15 protein-coding genes are annotated in these 14354 nt (G+C 33.6%); 7 read left to right on the top strand and 8 right to left on the bottom strand.

The genetic code is table 11. From position 1 onward, the window contains the following. Positions 1-54: 54 nt before the first annotated feature. Together GV828_RS01200 and GV828_RS01195 are read left to right on the top strand one after the other, a co-directional pair. A complete protein-coding gene (locus GV828_RS01200) occupies positions 55-2028 on the top strand; it encodes a hypothetical protein (protein ID WP_166535637.1) in 1974 nt (657 codons plus the stop codon). Positions 2029-2172: 144 nt separating this feature from the next. Then, positions 2173-3282 carry a helix-turn-helix domain-containing protein gene (locus GV828_RS01195; RefSeq protein ID WP_166535636.1) on the top strand — a complete coding sequence of 370 codons (1110 nt, stop codon included), beginning with the start codon at positions 2173-2175 and terminating at the stop codon, positions 3280-3282. Positions 3283-3329: 47 nt separating this feature from the next. Here GV828_RS01195 and GV828_RS01190 read toward each other — a convergent pair whose 3' ends face one another. From GV828_RS01190 to xrtF, 6 genes are all read right to left on the bottom strand, one after another. Further along, the gene (locus GV828_RS01190) at positions 3330-4133 is read right to left on the bottom strand and encodes a fibronectin type III domain-containing protein (protein ID WP_166535635.1); all 804 of its coding nucleotides are present in this window, start codon (positions 4131-4133) and stop codon (positions 3330-3332) included. 180 nt (positions 4134-4313) lie between these two features. Then, positions 4314-4673: a heavy-metal-associated domain-containing protein gene (locus GV828_RS01185; RefSeq protein ID WP_166535634.1), complete on the bottom strand. Its 360-nt coding sequence runs from the start codon at positions 4671-4673 to the stop codon at positions 4314-4316. A 10-nt stretch (positions 4674-4683) separates the two neighbouring features. Continuing rightward, on the bottom strand, positions 4684-6936 hold the full coding sequence (locus GV828_RS01180; protein WP_166535633.1) for a TonB-dependent receptor: 2253 nt from the start codon (positions 6934-6936) through the stop codon (positions 4684-4686). A 68-nt stretch (positions 6937-7004) separates the two neighbouring features. After that, on the bottom strand, positions 7005-7427 hold the full coding sequence (locus GV828_RS01175) for an HYC_CC_PP family protein (RefSeq protein ID WP_166535632.1): 423 nt from the start codon (positions 7425-7427) through the stop codon (positions 7005-7007). Between the two features lie 52 nt (positions 7428-7479). After that, positions 7480-7920, bottom strand: coding sequence for an exosortase F system-associated membrane protein (locus GV828_RS01170; protein WP_166535631.1), 441 nt, complete (start codon positions 7918-7920; stop codon positions 7480-7482). Further along, positions 7904-8452 (bottom strand): exosortase family protein XrtF, encoded by a 549-nt coding sequence (xrtF, locus tag GV828_RS01165; protein ID WP_317163799.1) that lies wholly within the window; start codon positions 8450-8452, stop codon positions 7904-7906. Before xrtF ends, GV828_RS01170 begins: the two co-directional genes overlap by 17 nt. A 70-nt stretch (positions 8453-8522) precedes the next feature. On the opposite strand from xrtF, the gene GV828_RS01160 reads away from it, so the two are divergent. The 4 genes from GV828_RS01160 to rpmA all read left to right on the top strand — a co-directional run bounded on the left by GV828_RS01160 (position 8523) and on the right by rpmA (position 11007). Next, a complete protein-coding gene (locus tag GV828_RS01160) occupies positions 8523-8978 on the top strand; it encodes a GAF domain-containing protein (RefSeq protein WP_166535629.1) in 456 nt (151 codons plus the stop codon). A 51-nt stretch (positions 8979-9029) separates the two neighbouring features. Beyond that, positions 9030-9845, top strand: a complete 816-nt coding sequence (locus GV828_RS01155) for an alpha/beta hydrolase (protein ID WP_166535628.1) — start codon at positions 9030-9032, stop codon at positions 9843-9845. Positions 9846-10302: 457 nt separating this feature from the next. After that, entirely contained in the window at positions 10303-10722 is a 420-nt protein-coding gene (rplU, locus tag GV828_RS01150; protein ID WP_166535627.1) for a 50S ribosomal protein L21, read from the top strand. Positions 10723-10746: 24 nt separating this feature from the next. Beyond that, positions 10747-11007 (top strand): 50S ribosomal protein L27, encoded by a 261-nt coding sequence (gene rpmA, locus GV828_RS01145; RefSeq protein ID WP_131474614.1) that lies wholly within the window; start codon positions 10747-10749, stop codon positions 11005-11007. A gap of 129 nt (positions 11008-11136) precedes the next feature. On the opposite strand, the gene GV828_RS01140 is transcribed toward rpmA, so the two are convergent. Next, on the bottom strand, positions 11137-11619 hold the full coding sequence (locus tag GV828_RS01140) for a hypothetical protein (protein ID WP_166535626.1): 483 nt from the start codon (positions 11617-11619) through the stop codon (positions 11137-11139). 254 nt (positions 11620-11873) lie between these two features. Beyond that, positions 11874-13190 carry an adenosylhomocysteinase gene (gene ahcY, locus GV828_RS01130; RefSeq protein WP_166535624.1) on the bottom strand — a complete coding sequence of 439 codons (1317 nt, stop codon included), beginning with the start codon at positions 13188-13190 and terminating at the stop codon, positions 11874-11876. A gap of 533 nt (positions 13191-13723) precedes the next feature. Between ahcY and GV828_RS01125 the strand changes: the two genes are divergently transcribed. Then, positions 13724-14353 carry a 4'-phosphopantetheinyl transferase family protein gene (locus GV828_RS01125; RefSeq protein WP_166535623.1) on the top strand — a complete coding sequence of 210 codons (630 nt, stop codon included), beginning with the start codon at positions 13724-13726 and terminating at the stop codon, positions 14351-14353. Position 14354: the final 1 nt, after the last annotated feature.

Genomic DNA, 14354 nt, shown 5'->3' with positions numbered 1-14354 from the left:
TTGAACGACTCTTTGAAAAGTGGTAAGTATTATGTTCAGGTATTTACCAACTGGATGAATAATTTTCATGAAGACGAATCATCAGTATATGAAATACAAGTACTGAATAAGAAAGAGAAAGGCCTTATTTGTTCGACAGAGCCCAATAAAGCGCAATCAACTATTATGTTTTTTCCGGAAGGAGGAAAAATTATTGCAGACATTCCCAATGTTGTTGGTGTTAAAATTGTTGATTGTAATGGAAATCCTATTCCCGTTAGTGAAATGGAAATTCGCACTAATGAGGATAAATTACTTCAAAAAGTAGCAATTAATAAGTATGGCTTAGGAAAGTTCAAATTTACTGCAAATCAGACATTAAAGGCAGTTATAATCCTTGACGGTATGAAGGTAGAAAAGTTTCTTCCACCTGCAACATCTACCGGAATTGCTTTAGAGGTAAGTAATTTTTCATTAAAAGATAAAACGGTTGCTACTGTTAGAATTAATGAAAAAAGTTTGCCACATTATCAATCCAAAAAATTATTTCTACTTGTGCATCAAGATGAATCTCTCAATCTCTTTGATATTAATTTTTCAAACGAAAAGCTTGAACAAACTATAATATTTTCAAACGAAAATTTAAGAGCCGGAGTAAGTAATATCCGTGTTATCGATGACGAGAAAAATCAGCATGCGGAGCGATCGATTTTTAAATATCCAGATACCCTTCTCTCGGCTAATTTGTCCATCTTAAAAAAATCACGTGACTCAATACAATTTAAAGGAAAATTAAATTTACCTACCAATTCTATAAGTGTTTCGGTATTACCTGAACGTAGTTTAGAAACTCATGCCGAACAAAATCTACTTTCTTCGTTTTTATTATATCCTTATATAAAGAACATTTCAAAAGATACCCATTATTATTTTGAGGACATCTCAAAATTAAAACACTACGCCATAGATTTATTATTACTTACTAACAATTCGACAAAGTATAAATGGGAAAATATTATTTCAAATCCTCCCAAAGAAACCAATCCTTTTGACTTTGGTATCACGCTGAAAGGAACTATAAACCAAACTTTAAAGGATAAAAAAAAGTATAGAGTTAGAATGTTTTCTTTAGCAGCAGGAATAAACGAGTCTGCTGAGATAAATGAAAAGAACGAGTTTTACTTTAATAATCTAATTTTAGCTGATTCGACTTGGGTAAATTTTACGTTAGTGGATGAAAAAAATAAATCTACAGATCTTAAACTTTACCCACAACTTCTTTATGGGAGACGTGCGTCTAAATTCCCGTTTCACTTAAATAAATCTGAATGTTTACCCATCACAAAAGAATATGAATTACCAAAATTTTCTGAAAGATCAATAACCCTCGATGACGTAATCATTGAAGTGGATCAAAAAAACATTTTAAAGTATAATAGAGTACTAGGAAATGCTAATTTAAGAGGTTATAAGGTAGATGAAAGGGATAACACGGAGGTGCTAGACTACATCCGAAACAACGGTTTTGAAGTACCCGTAAATACAACATCACTAGTAGTGGAAATTTATGGTAGATCTAGGACAACGATCAATGGCGCCCGAAACGTTCCCATATTATTTATCGATGGCCTTCAACAAATTAATTTTGACAATTTATTAAATATGAGAATGGCCGAAATTGATGAGATATATTTAAATCCGAATGCAATTGTAGCATCAGTAAATAATAACCAAGGTATTATCAAGATTTACAAACGCAAAGGCACATTTAACAATAATCAACAAAATGATGCTAAAGTTTTCGAAATTAAGAATGCATTTTCAAAAATACAGTCTTTTAAAAATTCAACATATAATTCTTTTGATAATCCGGGGTTTCAAAATTTCGGATTAATTAATTGGATTCTGGCAATTTTGACTCACGATAAAGGCGAATTTTCATTTAATATTCCCAACTATAATCAAGAAAAGGTAAAACTAAAAATCGAAGGTTTCTCCGCTGATGGAAAATTAATCTCCGAGGTTAAGATTATTGATTTAAAATCTTAAAAAAAATATTGGTTATTGACCAAGAAGACAAATTTTAATGAAATTATGAAACCTAAATGCATTTCGATTTTAAAAGACTTTTCGTTATTTTAGTCTTGTAATTAATTTACTACTATAATGATTTTTTCAATACTAAATAACGTTATGTTATTAGGAGCAATACAAGGCATTATTCTCTCCTTATATATATTTTTAAGTAGAAAATATAACACGTTAAGTAATCTTTTTTTAGCTTTATTGATTGTTTCATTCTCTTACAATATTATACAATCTTATCTGCATATAACTGGAATAATTACAACGGAATATTATTTTAGATATTTTTACATCCCATTTTCAGCGGTATTCATGACCTTATTCTTTTTGTATGTAAAATATTATTTGTATCCTTTTGAAAAATTTCATAAAAAAAATTACCTGTTTTTCATTCCTTTTACCATTGATTTGTTGATTTGTATAACAGAAAAAATATTTTACGCTTTAGGTTTTTATAATGCTGTACATATAAAAAAGTTTGACTATATAAAAGCAAGTTTAGAATATTTCAACATCTTCTATTCAATTGCATTGATAATTTTAAGTATTAAACTCATCAATCATTATAAAAAACAAACAAAGAATAATTTTCGGTTATTTCCAGTAATGAGCATTCGATGGCTAAATATTTTAAGCTATATTTTTCTAGTAATGGCTGTTTATTGGTTAATACCATTTACTATAGAAGTTTTCATTGGAAATTATCTTCAAACATACTTTTACTATTTTCTTTGGATAGCACTATCTATATTAATCTATTTATTAGGCCATTTTGGGATTTATCATTTTGGAATAGTGCAAGAACAAAAGAATATTAAAAATTATACGCTTAAAAAAAACAATCATTTTATTAAAGATTTTACTATTGCTCCAAAAAACGAAAATTTAATAGAATTTGAAAAATATGTAAAAACAGAAAGGAATTTTACTAATCCTCTATTATCTTTAGAAATGGTTGCAGAGGAACTTAATATAAATAAAACCTATTTATCCCGACTTTTAAATACAGAATATGGAAAGAATTTTTCAAATTACATAAACGAGCTGCGTGTTGCCGAAGCAAAAAAATATCTAGAACAAGAGGAATTTGAAAATTACACCTTAATTTCAATTGGTCTTGAGGCTGGTTTTAACTCTAAGACAGCTTTTAATGCTGCATTTAAAAAATTTGAAGGAATCACTCCTTCAGAGTACAGAAAATCAAAAAAAAACACTTGATAAATAATAATTTTTATCAAGTGTTTTTTATAAACTAATCAAATAAATTAATAATGAACCGTAACTTTTGCTTTACCTGTTATTAGATAGCATCCGCTAACCACACAACCTCCATGTGTACACCAATTCACATGTACAAATAATTTATTTTCAGGGGTAATTCTAGTTACAGGAAGTCCGTTATAAACATTGTACCAATTGGTAAGGGTTTGATTTCCGTATGGACCGTTACGGATTTCTATACCAGCGTCTGCATTAAATTCATATTCAACATCGGCAGGATAAGTAGTAGGAGTTCCTTGTAAACTTCTAGCCATATCATAAAACAATACAGAATAGCTTACCGCATTCGGATCCATATCAAAAAAAACACCATCTACAAATAAACAAGTTGTAACACCATTTGTAACTGTAGTATTACCTTGTCTATCAGTTACAATATCGTAAATGTACTCTACAGAAGTTCCTGCAATTGGACCGTTGGTAGTTTGAAAATTAACCTGATTTCCATACGATGTGCCTTCGCTATTGGTTGCATAAGCTCTGATATAATAATTGGTGTTAGGTGTTAAGCCCGTTAGGTTACTGGTAAAATTTCCCGTTCCAGTTCCATCTACAGTTTTAGTGTTGTTAATTGTTGGGTTTGAAGATGTACTCCAACAAACACCTCGAGAGATAATTTCACTATTTCCTTGGCTCGAAACATTTCCGCCAGAAATTGCAGTAGTTGTGGAAATCCCGCTTACTGCAGTTGTTGATAAAGTAGGCAACCCGGGTTCATCTTCGTCAGAACCTGAACAAGAAAACATCAGCAAGGCCGATGCTAAAAATAAAATTTTAACTGATTTCATGATGTATTTGTTTTAATGTTATCCCGCTAAATTATAAGACCCTTCACCACAAAAGGTATCAATTTATTACATTTCCAAACTATCCGAACGAAATCCCTTAAATTAAATACTATCAAAAAGCAAAACCCCCAGAGAGCAACTATTTATCTGAGGGTTTTTATGTTTTAGCTTGCGCAAAATTTACTCTTGCTTGGCATTTGACTTTCGCTCATAAGCACAACAAGAATGTAGCGCTTCGTAGTTTTCGTCGGTAGCCTTTACCGTTTTGGTATCATGACCGGCTTGTGCAACAGCTTTTGAAACCAAATATGGTGAAGTTTTTTGTTCATTAATCAGCACATGCAAAGTTTGATCATCTTGATGCCACTCCGCAGATTTTACTCCTGCAACGGAATAAGCGGCTTTTTCAATTCGCTTTTTGCACATATCACAATTCCCCTGAACTTCAATATCATGTTTGGCGTTTTTTTTCTTTTTTTCCTGTGCATTTGTTGAGATTCCCATCATCAACACAATTAAAGCTACTAATAATTTTTTCATGGTTTTTAATTTATTTTATTTTAAATCGAATTCCTGCATAATACATTTGACCGAAAATTGGCGAATAGATAATTGAACTATCAAATGTTGTTCCAAAAGGATTCTCCGCTCCTAAAATAGCGCGATCTTGTTTGTAATTTCCAATGTTTTCTCCTCCTACATAAACTTCAAAGACAGATGAAAAAGTTCGAGTAACCTGAGCATTCATTAACGAAAATGACGGAGAATAATCGCCTAATTGATCAACCGTGGGATTTGTCGAAGTATTTGGCAAACGCTGTTTTCCCATCCAATTGTATGTAAAATCAAAACGCCACTGTTTCCCTTTGTTGCCAATATGCGTTTCGTAAGCCAAATTAGCAAAAAATCGGTGTTTGGCTTGCAAAGGTCTTTCAAAACTGCCGCTTAAATAATCCGTATTGATGTCGTAATATTTGTAAGCGGTTCGCAAATTGAAATGTGTTGCTAATTCATAGTTAAATTCGGCTTGCAAACTATTGGCGTACGATTTTCCACTCAAATTATAAAATACAACTTGTTGCGGACTTCCGAAAACATCTACAACCGCTTGATTTTGAAAATTCGTTCTGTACAAATCTACGCTAACTTCAGCAGATCGATTAAAAAGCGTGAAGCCTTGCAAGAAGCTCAAACCGTAATTCCAAGCAATTTCGGCGTCAAGCCCATAAATTTTCCCAGAATTATTTAAAATGTCAAACGCTCTTGAACTCGCAAAAAGATTTTGGTTTTCGGTAAAAATGTTTGCGGAACGTTTTCCTCTTCCGACAGACGCTCGCAGAACTCCTTTTTCCCACGGGTTGTAACGCATGTGCACGCGTGGCGTGAAAAAAGTTCCCAAGCGGTTGTGATGGTCAAGTCTTGCGCCAGTTACAATGCTAAAATTATCCGAATTGTCGTACGTATATTCAAAAAAAGCACCCACGGAATTGTCAATTCGGTTGAAATCACGGTTAATATCCGGAACTGCAACCCTTTCATCATATTTGTCGTAAGTAAAATTAATTCCCGTAGAAAATTTATTCAACGTATTATTGATAATTGAACTAAAAATGAAGTTCGAATACAAACTTTTTTGGTTAATGTTGTATTCATTTAATCCAAAATAAGAATCTTGGTCATGACCGCTCAAAGCAGTCTGAAATCCAATGCTTTGATAGGGAATTTCGGGAAAAACATATCCAATTTTTGCCGAAATATCATAACGTTCGCTTTTGATTTCCGAACCCCAAAAATTAGTGGTCAACTTGTCTCGATCCTTGTCAAAATCTACTTCTCCTGTTTGTTTGGCATCATTCAGATATCGAAAATTAATGAAACTCACCCAACCTTTTTCGAGATTCGCATATTGCCAACGATTCATCACATTTATTTGTTTTCCCAAAGGATTATCAAGGAAACCATCATCGTTCATGTCGTTTTTTGAAACGCGTGTATTCCCGTGAAGAAACAAACTCGAACTCCATTTGTCCGAAATTTTTTTATTGAAATGGGTGTTCAATTCAAATCGGCTATCGGTTGAACCATAAGCATTTAGGAAAAATGGTATGTCGTCATGAGGCTTGATGATTTCGGTATTGATTTGTCCGGAAATACTTTCAAATCCGTTAATTACCGAACCCGCACCTTTGGTAATTTGAATGCTTTCCACCCAAGTTCCAGGCGTAAAAGAAAGTCCGTAAGCCTGTGAAGCTCCACGAACCGACGGAATGTTTTCTTCGGTAATTAAAAGGTAAGGACTTGTTAATCCAAGCATTTTAATTTGTTTCGTTCCGGTTAATGCATCCGCAAAATTGACATCAATGGAAGGATTGGTTTCAAAACTTTCGGCTAAATTGCAACAAGCTGCTTTCAACAATTCTTTGCTTGACATATTGGTCACATTTTGTGTTTGCAGATAAGATTTTTGTAAACTTTTTCTTTCTTTTGAAACCAAAATTTCATCCAGTTGCGTTTCCTGACGAAGCGAATGGCTGATATATTGATCTGAATTCACAGCAATCGTATCAGTTGTGAACCCAACAAAACTGATTTTGAGAAATTTATGATCCTTTGAATAAGGAATCGAAAATTCACCATTTGCATCTGTTACAGTATTGATGGCAGAATTTAACCATTGTACCGTTGCACCAATTAATGGAGGATTTCCAGCACTTTCTTCGGTTATTTTTCCCGATAATTTTTCTTGTGAAAAACTTATTTGCGTTAGCAAAAGTGCCGCTAACGCATAAAAATATTTAGGCATAAAAAATGATTTAATGTTTTTTAAATGAAACACAAAGGCGTGTTTTTATTTTTTTCAAAAACAAAAAATCAGGCGTAAAGTAGGTATTGGGAATAAAGTTTAAAAAGCGGCGGAGCATTTGCATCGCAGTAATAATCAATTATAGCATTATTTCCAGATGCCAATTTGAAAAAAAACAAATCCGGTTTCCATGTATTGTCGATAGTTGCATGGTCTAAATCAACCGAAAAAGTTTTGGTAACAATCTCAACTGATTTTTTCTTTAGCTCGACTTTTTTATCAGAACAACAACTTTTGTGATTGTCTTTTGGCGTGCCACAACATTTGTCGTTTGATTTTTTTTCGGGTTTAACACAAGGTTCTTCCGCTTTATAAGAGGTTGAAACCGATGCTAATTTTCCTTCACAAAAATGCAGGCTGAAAGCCATTCCCGAACTGGAAAGTAACAGGAAAAAAGCTAAAATAAAACAGCTTGCTTTTTTGAAATTCATTGAAAAAGAGATTGTTTTGATGCAAAACTATAAAAAAATAATTCGCACGTTGTTATTTTTTCTCTAATTTTTTCTGATAAAAAATGGCTGGAAGGAACAGTATTGCAAAAAGTGGTTGGATTAAAAATCGCCTTACATAAAATAAGAAGGATTGCTGAGTGTTTTCGGAATTTGCTAAAATAAAAAATGCGACCATCAAAATCATCAAGAAAATCACCAATAAAATCCCTGCAAATTTTGTAAGATTTTTGTCTTTAAAAAGGATTTGAATTAATATTAAAGTTACAACCGAATTTAAAAAATATCGAAGTAATAAAGACAAAAATAATTTTAAACCATTAAATTCAGGATAGGGAAGATTAGTATAATCGCCTTTAAAATAGACCAAAAAAGGATCGTAATACGATGTTTCAAACATCCTGATGAGCGCAAAAATGGCCACCAAAAAAACCGAAGCCAGAATTTCTTTCCAGTATTTAAGAACTTTTTGCATGGTCAGAAAATTTTTGAACCCAGAATATCCAAAGCATAAAAACAACACCGTATATAAAAAGTGGGAAAATAACTCCGTGAAGCAAATGTTCCTGTTCCGGATAATGTTTTAAAGCTACCGCAAGCAGCGCAATTCGACTTACATTTAAAAGATGAATTATTACTATACCTGCAAGAATAAAAAGAATTGTGGATTTAATTTTTCCTTTGAAAGCCACTACAAACGCGGCAAATAATATCATCACACTTACAGCATTACAGCCTTCAACAACGCGGGCAATATACAAATCCCCCAAAAATAATTTTACACTTGGTTGTCGTTCGTGAATTACCGTGGTGGAATTTTGTCCAAAAAAATTCAGTAAACCCTCAGTTTGAGAGGCGACCATTTTGGTGATGCCGTCAGGTTCAATTTCTGGAAATTGTGCCAAATATAAATGGTACAAAATGGCCAAAAGTCCATAAATTCCGAAAAACTTCAGTAGAAATGCGAAAAATGGTTTGTATTGGATGAAGTAATTTTTCAACAGCATAATTTTTAACAAAACTATAAAATTTATCTTTCGGCAATTAAATACTTTTGTAATAAAATTATTAATACAAATGACTTTCGAAGAATTAAAACCAAAAGTTACCGATATTTTACATCACGAAAATACGCTTATCGATGATAAACTCTTACAAATTTGCCACCTTTTAAAAGACAATATTGATTATTATGATTGGGTTGGTTATTATTTTAGAAACGGCGAAAAAGAGGAGTTAATTTTAGGACCCTATGCTGGAGAAGCAACTGATCATACGGTAATTCCGTTTGGGAAAGGGATTTGTGGACAAGTTGCGGTTTCTAACGAAAATTTCGTAGTTCCAGATGTTAATGCACAAGATAATTACATTGCTTGTAGCATCACCGTAAAGTCCGAAATTGTGGTGCCAATGTTTGTGAACGGAAAAAATATCGGGCAAATAGACATCGACTCAAATGTGTTGGATGCTTTTAACGAAGCGGACGAACGATTTCTAGAATTTGTAAATGAAAATGTTGCAAAACTTTATTAAACAACCCCGAACCTAAAACCCCTGTTTTAGGTTTTTTTTATTTTGTTTGAAATGAAAAAAATAGTACTGACGATTTTTGTTTTTCTCTTGGGAATTATTGCAAAAGCACAAGATTATCAATTTCTAGAAAATATTAATTATTACGATAAAAACACAACTGATTACCAAAAAAGCCAATGTTTGCTGGATTTTTATTATCCTAAAAATCACAAAAATTTCGCCACAGTGATTTGGTTTCATGGTGGTGGCATTACCGGCGGTAAAAAAGAAATTCCCGAAGCGATTAAAAATAATGGATTTGCCGTAATTGGGGTAGGGTATAGGCTTTCGCCAAATGTAAAAGCGCCAACTTATATAGAAGATGCGGCTGCTGCTGTGGCTTGGGCTTTTCATAATGTGGAACAATATGGCGGCAATAAAAAATTAATTTTTGTAACCGGACATTCTGCTGGTGGATATTTAGGAATGATGATTGGTTTTGATAAAAAATATTTAAAAAAACACGCTGTTGACGCCAATGAAATTGCGGGATTGATTCCGTTTAGTGGTCAAGCAGTAACACATTTTACCATTAGAAAAGAAAAAGGCATTCCCGAATTACAACCTATAATTGATGAATATTCGCCACTTTTTTTTGTGCGAAAAGATTTACCTCCGTTGTTGTTAATTACCGGAGATAGAGAATTGGAAATCATGGGGAGATATGAGGAAAATGCCTATTTGGAACGCATGATGAAATTGGTAAAACACGAGAATACTAGGTTATTCGAGCTGGATGGTTTTAATCATAGTGAAATGGCAGAACCGGCTTTCCCGTTGTTAATTAAAGAGGTAAAACAACGATCACAGAAAATTTTAAAGGAGTAAATTTTTGTTTCAGGTTTGGAATTTGGAATTTCTTTATTGGAATTTCTTCTTGCCACAGATTATAGGATTTTTTTGGATTTTATTTGAAATTGAAGTTATCATTAAAATTGTGCTTTTAATGGAATTTCAACCCCAAGGTTCGCAAGGTTTTCGCAAGGTTCGCAAAGTGAAGCTTTTGGAATTTGGAGTTTTATTATTGGAATTTCCTCTTGCCACAGATTTGAGGATTTTTTTTGATTTTATTTGAAATTGAAATTGTTCTTTGTCTTCGAATAAAAAAAAAATGAAATTTCTCCTGTTGTAGCCCCGTCCCGACGCTTCGGGAGCAGCGAAAAGCGGGATTGGCTCCTGAAAAAAGGGAAAATTATTTTTGTTGTAAAAGTTTTATTCAGCTACTTGCGCTGTAAAGAAATAGTTGTATATTTGCAACCTTAAAAATTAACTAAACATCATTGTTATGTACGCAATCGTAGAGATAGCAGGGCAACAATTTAAAGTAAGCAAAGACTTAAAGGTTTATGTTCACCGTTTGGCTGATAAAGAAGGAGATGCAGTTTCTTTTGCAAAAGTTCTTTTATTGGATGACAACGGAACAATCACTTTAGGCGCCCCGGCTGTAGAAGGTGCTTCTGTTGAAGCGAAAGTTTTACAACACCTTCAAGGAGACAAAGTTATTGTTTTCAAAAAGAAAAGAAGAAAAGGTTACAAAAAGAAAAATGGTCACCGTCAGGCTTTGACACAAATCCAAATTTCTGGAATTGTAGCTCCAGGTGCTAAGAAAACTGCTGCTAAGAAAGAAGCTGCACCTGTAACTGAAGAGGCTGAAGCTCCTAAGAAAAAAGTAGCTAAAGCTAAAAAAGAAGATACTCAAGAATAATTAACATTTAAAAACTTATACGTCATGGCTCACAAGAAAGGTGTCGGTAGTTCCAAGAATGGTAGAGAATCAGAATCGAAACGTTTAGGTGTTAAGATTTATGGTGGTCAAGCTGCAATTGCTGGAAACATCATCGTTAGACAAAGAGGTTCTAAACACAATCCGGGAGAAAACGTTTACATGGGTAAAGATCATACTTTACATGCAAAAGTTGACGGAATTGTAAAGTTCCAGAAAAAAGGTGATAACAAATCTTTTGTTTCTATTCTTCCATTTGAAGCTTAAGAAATTTAGATTTTATGATAAATGAATCCCGCTTTTTGCGGGATTTTTTTTTAGAGTAAAAGAAAAGAATTAGTAAATAAAAATCCTGCCGAAGCAGGATTTTGATTTTCATAGCAATTGTGTTTGGTCTTAGTCCATTTTAGCTTTGTCTAAAGCTTTATTGTATTCAGACTTTACGTTTTCTTGTGCTTTTTTAGCTGATTCGTTAATATTTGCTTTTGCTTTGTCAGCAGACTCTTGAACATCTGTTTTTGCTTTTGCAGCAGCATCCTTTAGATCTTGATTGGCTTCTTTAGCTTCTTCAACGATTTTATCAGTTGCCGAGTTTACACCATTTTTAGTTGCTTCCCAAGCAGCTTTTGCATTGTCAACTGCTGCTTGTGCAATTTTTTCAGCCTCTTTGTCTCCTTTTGCTTTTGCTTCTGCCAATTGCGCTTCTGCAGCATCTAATTTAGTTTTAGCCTCGTCGCTTAAACCCATGTTTGTGTCAGTAGTAACAGTTGTTTCTGTAACGTTTCCTTCTGCGTCAACAGTGGTAACTTTTTCTTCTTTTTTGCAAGAAGTAGCCATTAGCATCCCGCATACAGCTACCGAAAGCATGATTTTTTTCATCTTGGTTTTTGTGTTTAAAATTTGTTACAAATGTATAATAAAAACCATGCCAAAGTTTTTTTTAACAGAAAATTTGAAAGTATGGAAGTTAGAAGGGAGAAAAAAGATTATACAGGAAAGAGAAAAGAGAAAAGAGAAAATCAATATTAAAGACATTCTACTTCAAAAAAAAATACCCCTGCCATTGCAAGGGTAAATTTTCTAAAATATTAAATTCCTATGAAATCTTAATACCAAAATCTCAAATCTTAATACTAGTATCTATAATATTCGGGTTTAAACGGTCCTTCCACTTTTACACCAATGTAAGCGGCTTGCTCATTGTTTAAAGTTTCCAATTCCACACCTAATTTTGCCAAATGTAAAGCTGCTACTTTTTCATCTAAATGTTTTGGTAACATATACACTTCATTTTTATAAGAAGCACTGTTTTTCCACAACTCAATTTGTGCCAAAGTCTGGTTTGTAAAGGAGTTACTCATTACAAAACTTGGATGTCCGGTTGCGCAACCTAAGTTTACTAAACGTCCTTCTGCCAAAATAATAATGTCGTTTCCGTTTACATTATATTTGTCAACTTGTGGTTTAATTTCAATTTTTGATGAACCGTGGTTTTGGTTCAACCAAGCCATGTCAATCTCATTGTCAAAGTGACCAATGTTACAAACGATGGTTTTGTCTTTCATTTGCTCAAAATGTTTCCCTACCACAATGTCTTTATTTCCTGTAGTAGTGATGATGATATCAGCATTTCCAACAACAGTTTCTAATTTTTTCACTTCAAAACCGTCCATTGCAGCTTGCAAAGCACAAATTGGGTCGATTTCTGTTACGGTTACAATAGAACCAGCACCACGGAAAGAAGCCGCTGTACCTTTACCTACGTCACCATAGCCACAAACTACTACACGTTTTCCGGCCAACATTACATCTGTAGCACGACGAATTGCATCAACAGCCGATTCTTTACAACCGTATTTATTGTCAAATTTCGATTTCGTAACACTATCATTTACATTGATTGCAGGCATCGGCAAGGTTCCGTTTTTCATTCTTTCGTACAATCTATGAACTCCAGTAGTCGTTTCTTCCGAAAGTCCTTTGATTCCCGCAACCAATTCAGGATAACGGTCAATTACCATATTGGTCAAATCTCCACCATCATCTAAAATCATATTCAGTGGCTGTCTGTCTTCGCCAAAAAACAAAGTTTGCTCAATACACCAGTCAAACTCTTCCTCGTTCAAACCTTTCCATGCATAAACCTGAATTCCCGCAGCGGCAATCGCAGCAGCAGCCTGATCTTGCGTAGAAAAAATATTACAAGAACTCCAAGTAACTTCCGCACCAAGAGCAATCAAAGTTTCAATCAAAACTGCCGTTTGAATCGTCATGTGCAAACATCCTGCAATTCTCGCGCCTTTTAACGGTTGTTCATCTTTATATTCAGCACGAAGTGCCATCAATCCTGGCATTTCAGCTTCCGCCAATTCAATTTCTTTTCTTCCCCAAGCCGCAAGCGAAATGTCTTTTACTTTGTAAGCCACAAAAGGTAATGTCGTAGTACTCATCTATTTTTCTATATTTGTATTATCAAAATTTTTGCAAATTTACGGAATTACTTTCTATTATAATAATCGCAAAATTTAATTTAAGGATAGTTTAATACCGCATAAGTTTTTGAATATGAAGCCAATCCCGCCTTCCGCTGCTCCCGAAGCGTCGGGACGGGGGTACCTGAAAAAAAATTCCAATAGAAAAATTCCAAATTCCATTACTGAAGCGAAATTCCAATAAAGAAATTGCTTCGCGTGTTCGCGAAGCGCTCGAGTCCAAATTCCAAACCGTTATGTTATTAAATTTTGAAATACTCTAACCACTTATTCACTAATTTTGAATTATTTTTTCGATTTTTAAATTTGAATTTTCATCAAAAATGAACAAATAGGTTTGTAATTATTTAAAATCCGAGAATTTGTGGTCAAACATTTATTCTAAACTTAAACCAAAAAAAATCAAAAAAATCTAATAATCTGTAGCAAGAAAACTGCGAAAAATTCAATTGTTAACCTGAAACCTTACACTTTAAACCTCAAACAAAAAATTGCTCTTCCAAACCATTGATATCAACCCAACAACCAAAGTCTATCTATGGAAAATCACCGAAACTTTCGATGAACTTTTTCGTGTCGTAAAACTTCGTGACGTTTCGCTCGCGCGACTCGAAAAAATGAAATCTGAAGAACACCAAAAAGGATTTCTCGCCGTTCGCATGATTTTACAACATCTTGATTTAGACGATTTCAAATTATTTTACGACGAATCAGGAAAGCCACATCTACTAGATTGTCCGCTTAAAGAAATTTCCATTTCACATTCCCATGAATTTTCTGCCGTCGCCATTAGCGAAAAACCAATAGGCCTAGACCTCGAAAAAATCAAAGAAAAAACACTTCGTATCGCACCAAGGTTTATGGACGTTTCACATTTGGAAAATCTTTCAAACGAAGAAAAAATCCTAAAAGCCACCGTAATTTGGGGGATAAAAGAAAGTATTTTTAAAATCAAAAACCAACCTGGAATCAGTTTTCCACAACATATTTCGGAAACTGCTTTTCATTTAGCTGACCAAAAAACAACCGCACAATTAAATTTTCAAAACCAAAAAGAAAACTTTCAAATTGTGTTCAACCGAGCCGAAGATTATATCTTTGTCTGTGCGTTTTCTGTTTAAA

It is taken from the genome of Flavobacterium ichthyis (assembly GCF_009915155.1).
GTDB classification, from domain to species: Bacteria; Bacteroidota; Bacteroidia; order Flavobacteriales; family Flavobacteriaceae; genus Flavobacterium; species Flavobacterium ichthyis.
The sequence above is the reverse complement of the archived record's forward strand: the minus strand, read 5'-3'. Positions and strand labels throughout refer to the sequence as shown.

Excerpts from the sequence above, each read along its gene's own strand:
- GV828_RS01185 (WP_166535634.1), bottom strand. The coding sequence starts at position 4,673 with ATGAAAAAATTATTAGTAGCTTTAATTGTGTTGATGATGGGAATCTCA.
- rplU (WP_166535627.1), top strand. The coding sequence starts at position 10,303 with ATGTACGCAATCGTAGAGATAGCAGGGCAACAATTTAAAGTAAGCAAA.
- GV828_RS01175 (WP_166535632.1), bottom strand. The coding sequence starts at position 7,427 with ATGAATTTCAAAAAAGCAAGCTGTTTTATTTTAGCTTTTTTCCTGTTA.
- GV828_RS01140 (WP_166535626.1), bottom strand. The coding sequence starts at position 11,619 with ATGAAAAAAATCATGCTTTCGGTAGCTGTATGCGGGATGCTAATGGCT.
- xrtF (WP_317163799.1), bottom strand. The coding sequence starts at position 8,452 with ATGCTGTTGAAAAATTACTTCATCCAATACAAACCATTTTTCGCATTT.
- GV828_RS01155 (WP_166535628.1), top strand. The coding sequence starts at position 9,030 with ATGAAAAAAATAGTACTGACGATTTTTGTTTTTCTCTTGGGAATTATT.
- GV828_RS01180 (WP_166535633.1), bottom strand. The coding sequence starts at position 6,936 with ATGCCTAAATATTTTTATGCGTTAGCGGCACTTTTGCTAACGCAAATA.
- GV828_RS01160 (WP_166535629.1), top strand. The coding sequence starts at position 8,523 with ATGACTTTCGAAGAATTAAAACCAAAAGTTACCGATATTTTACATCAC.
- GV828_RS01190 (WP_166535635.1), bottom strand. The coding sequence starts at position 4,133 with ATGAAATCAGTTAAAATTTTATTTTTAGCATCGGCCTTGCTGATGTTT.
- GV828_RS01200 (WP_166535637.1), top strand. The coding sequence starts at position 55 with ATGAATAATTTTCATGAAGACGAATCATCAGTATATGAAATACAAGTA.
- GV828_RS01195 (WP_166535636.1), top strand. The coding sequence starts at position 2,173 with ATGTTATTAGGAGCAATACAAGGCATTATTCTCTCCTTATATATATTT.
- rpmA (WP_131474614.1), top strand. The coding sequence starts at position 10,747 with ATGGCTCACAAGAAAGGTGTCGGTAGTTCCAAGAATGGTAGAGAATCA.
- ahcY (WP_166535624.1), bottom strand. The coding sequence starts at position 13,190 with ATGAGTACTACGACATTACCTTTTGTGGCTTACAAAGTAAAAGACATT.
- GV828_RS01170 (WP_166535631.1), bottom strand. The coding sequence starts at position 7,920 with ATGCAAAAAGTTCTTAAATACTGGAAAGAAATTCTGGCTTCGGTTTTT.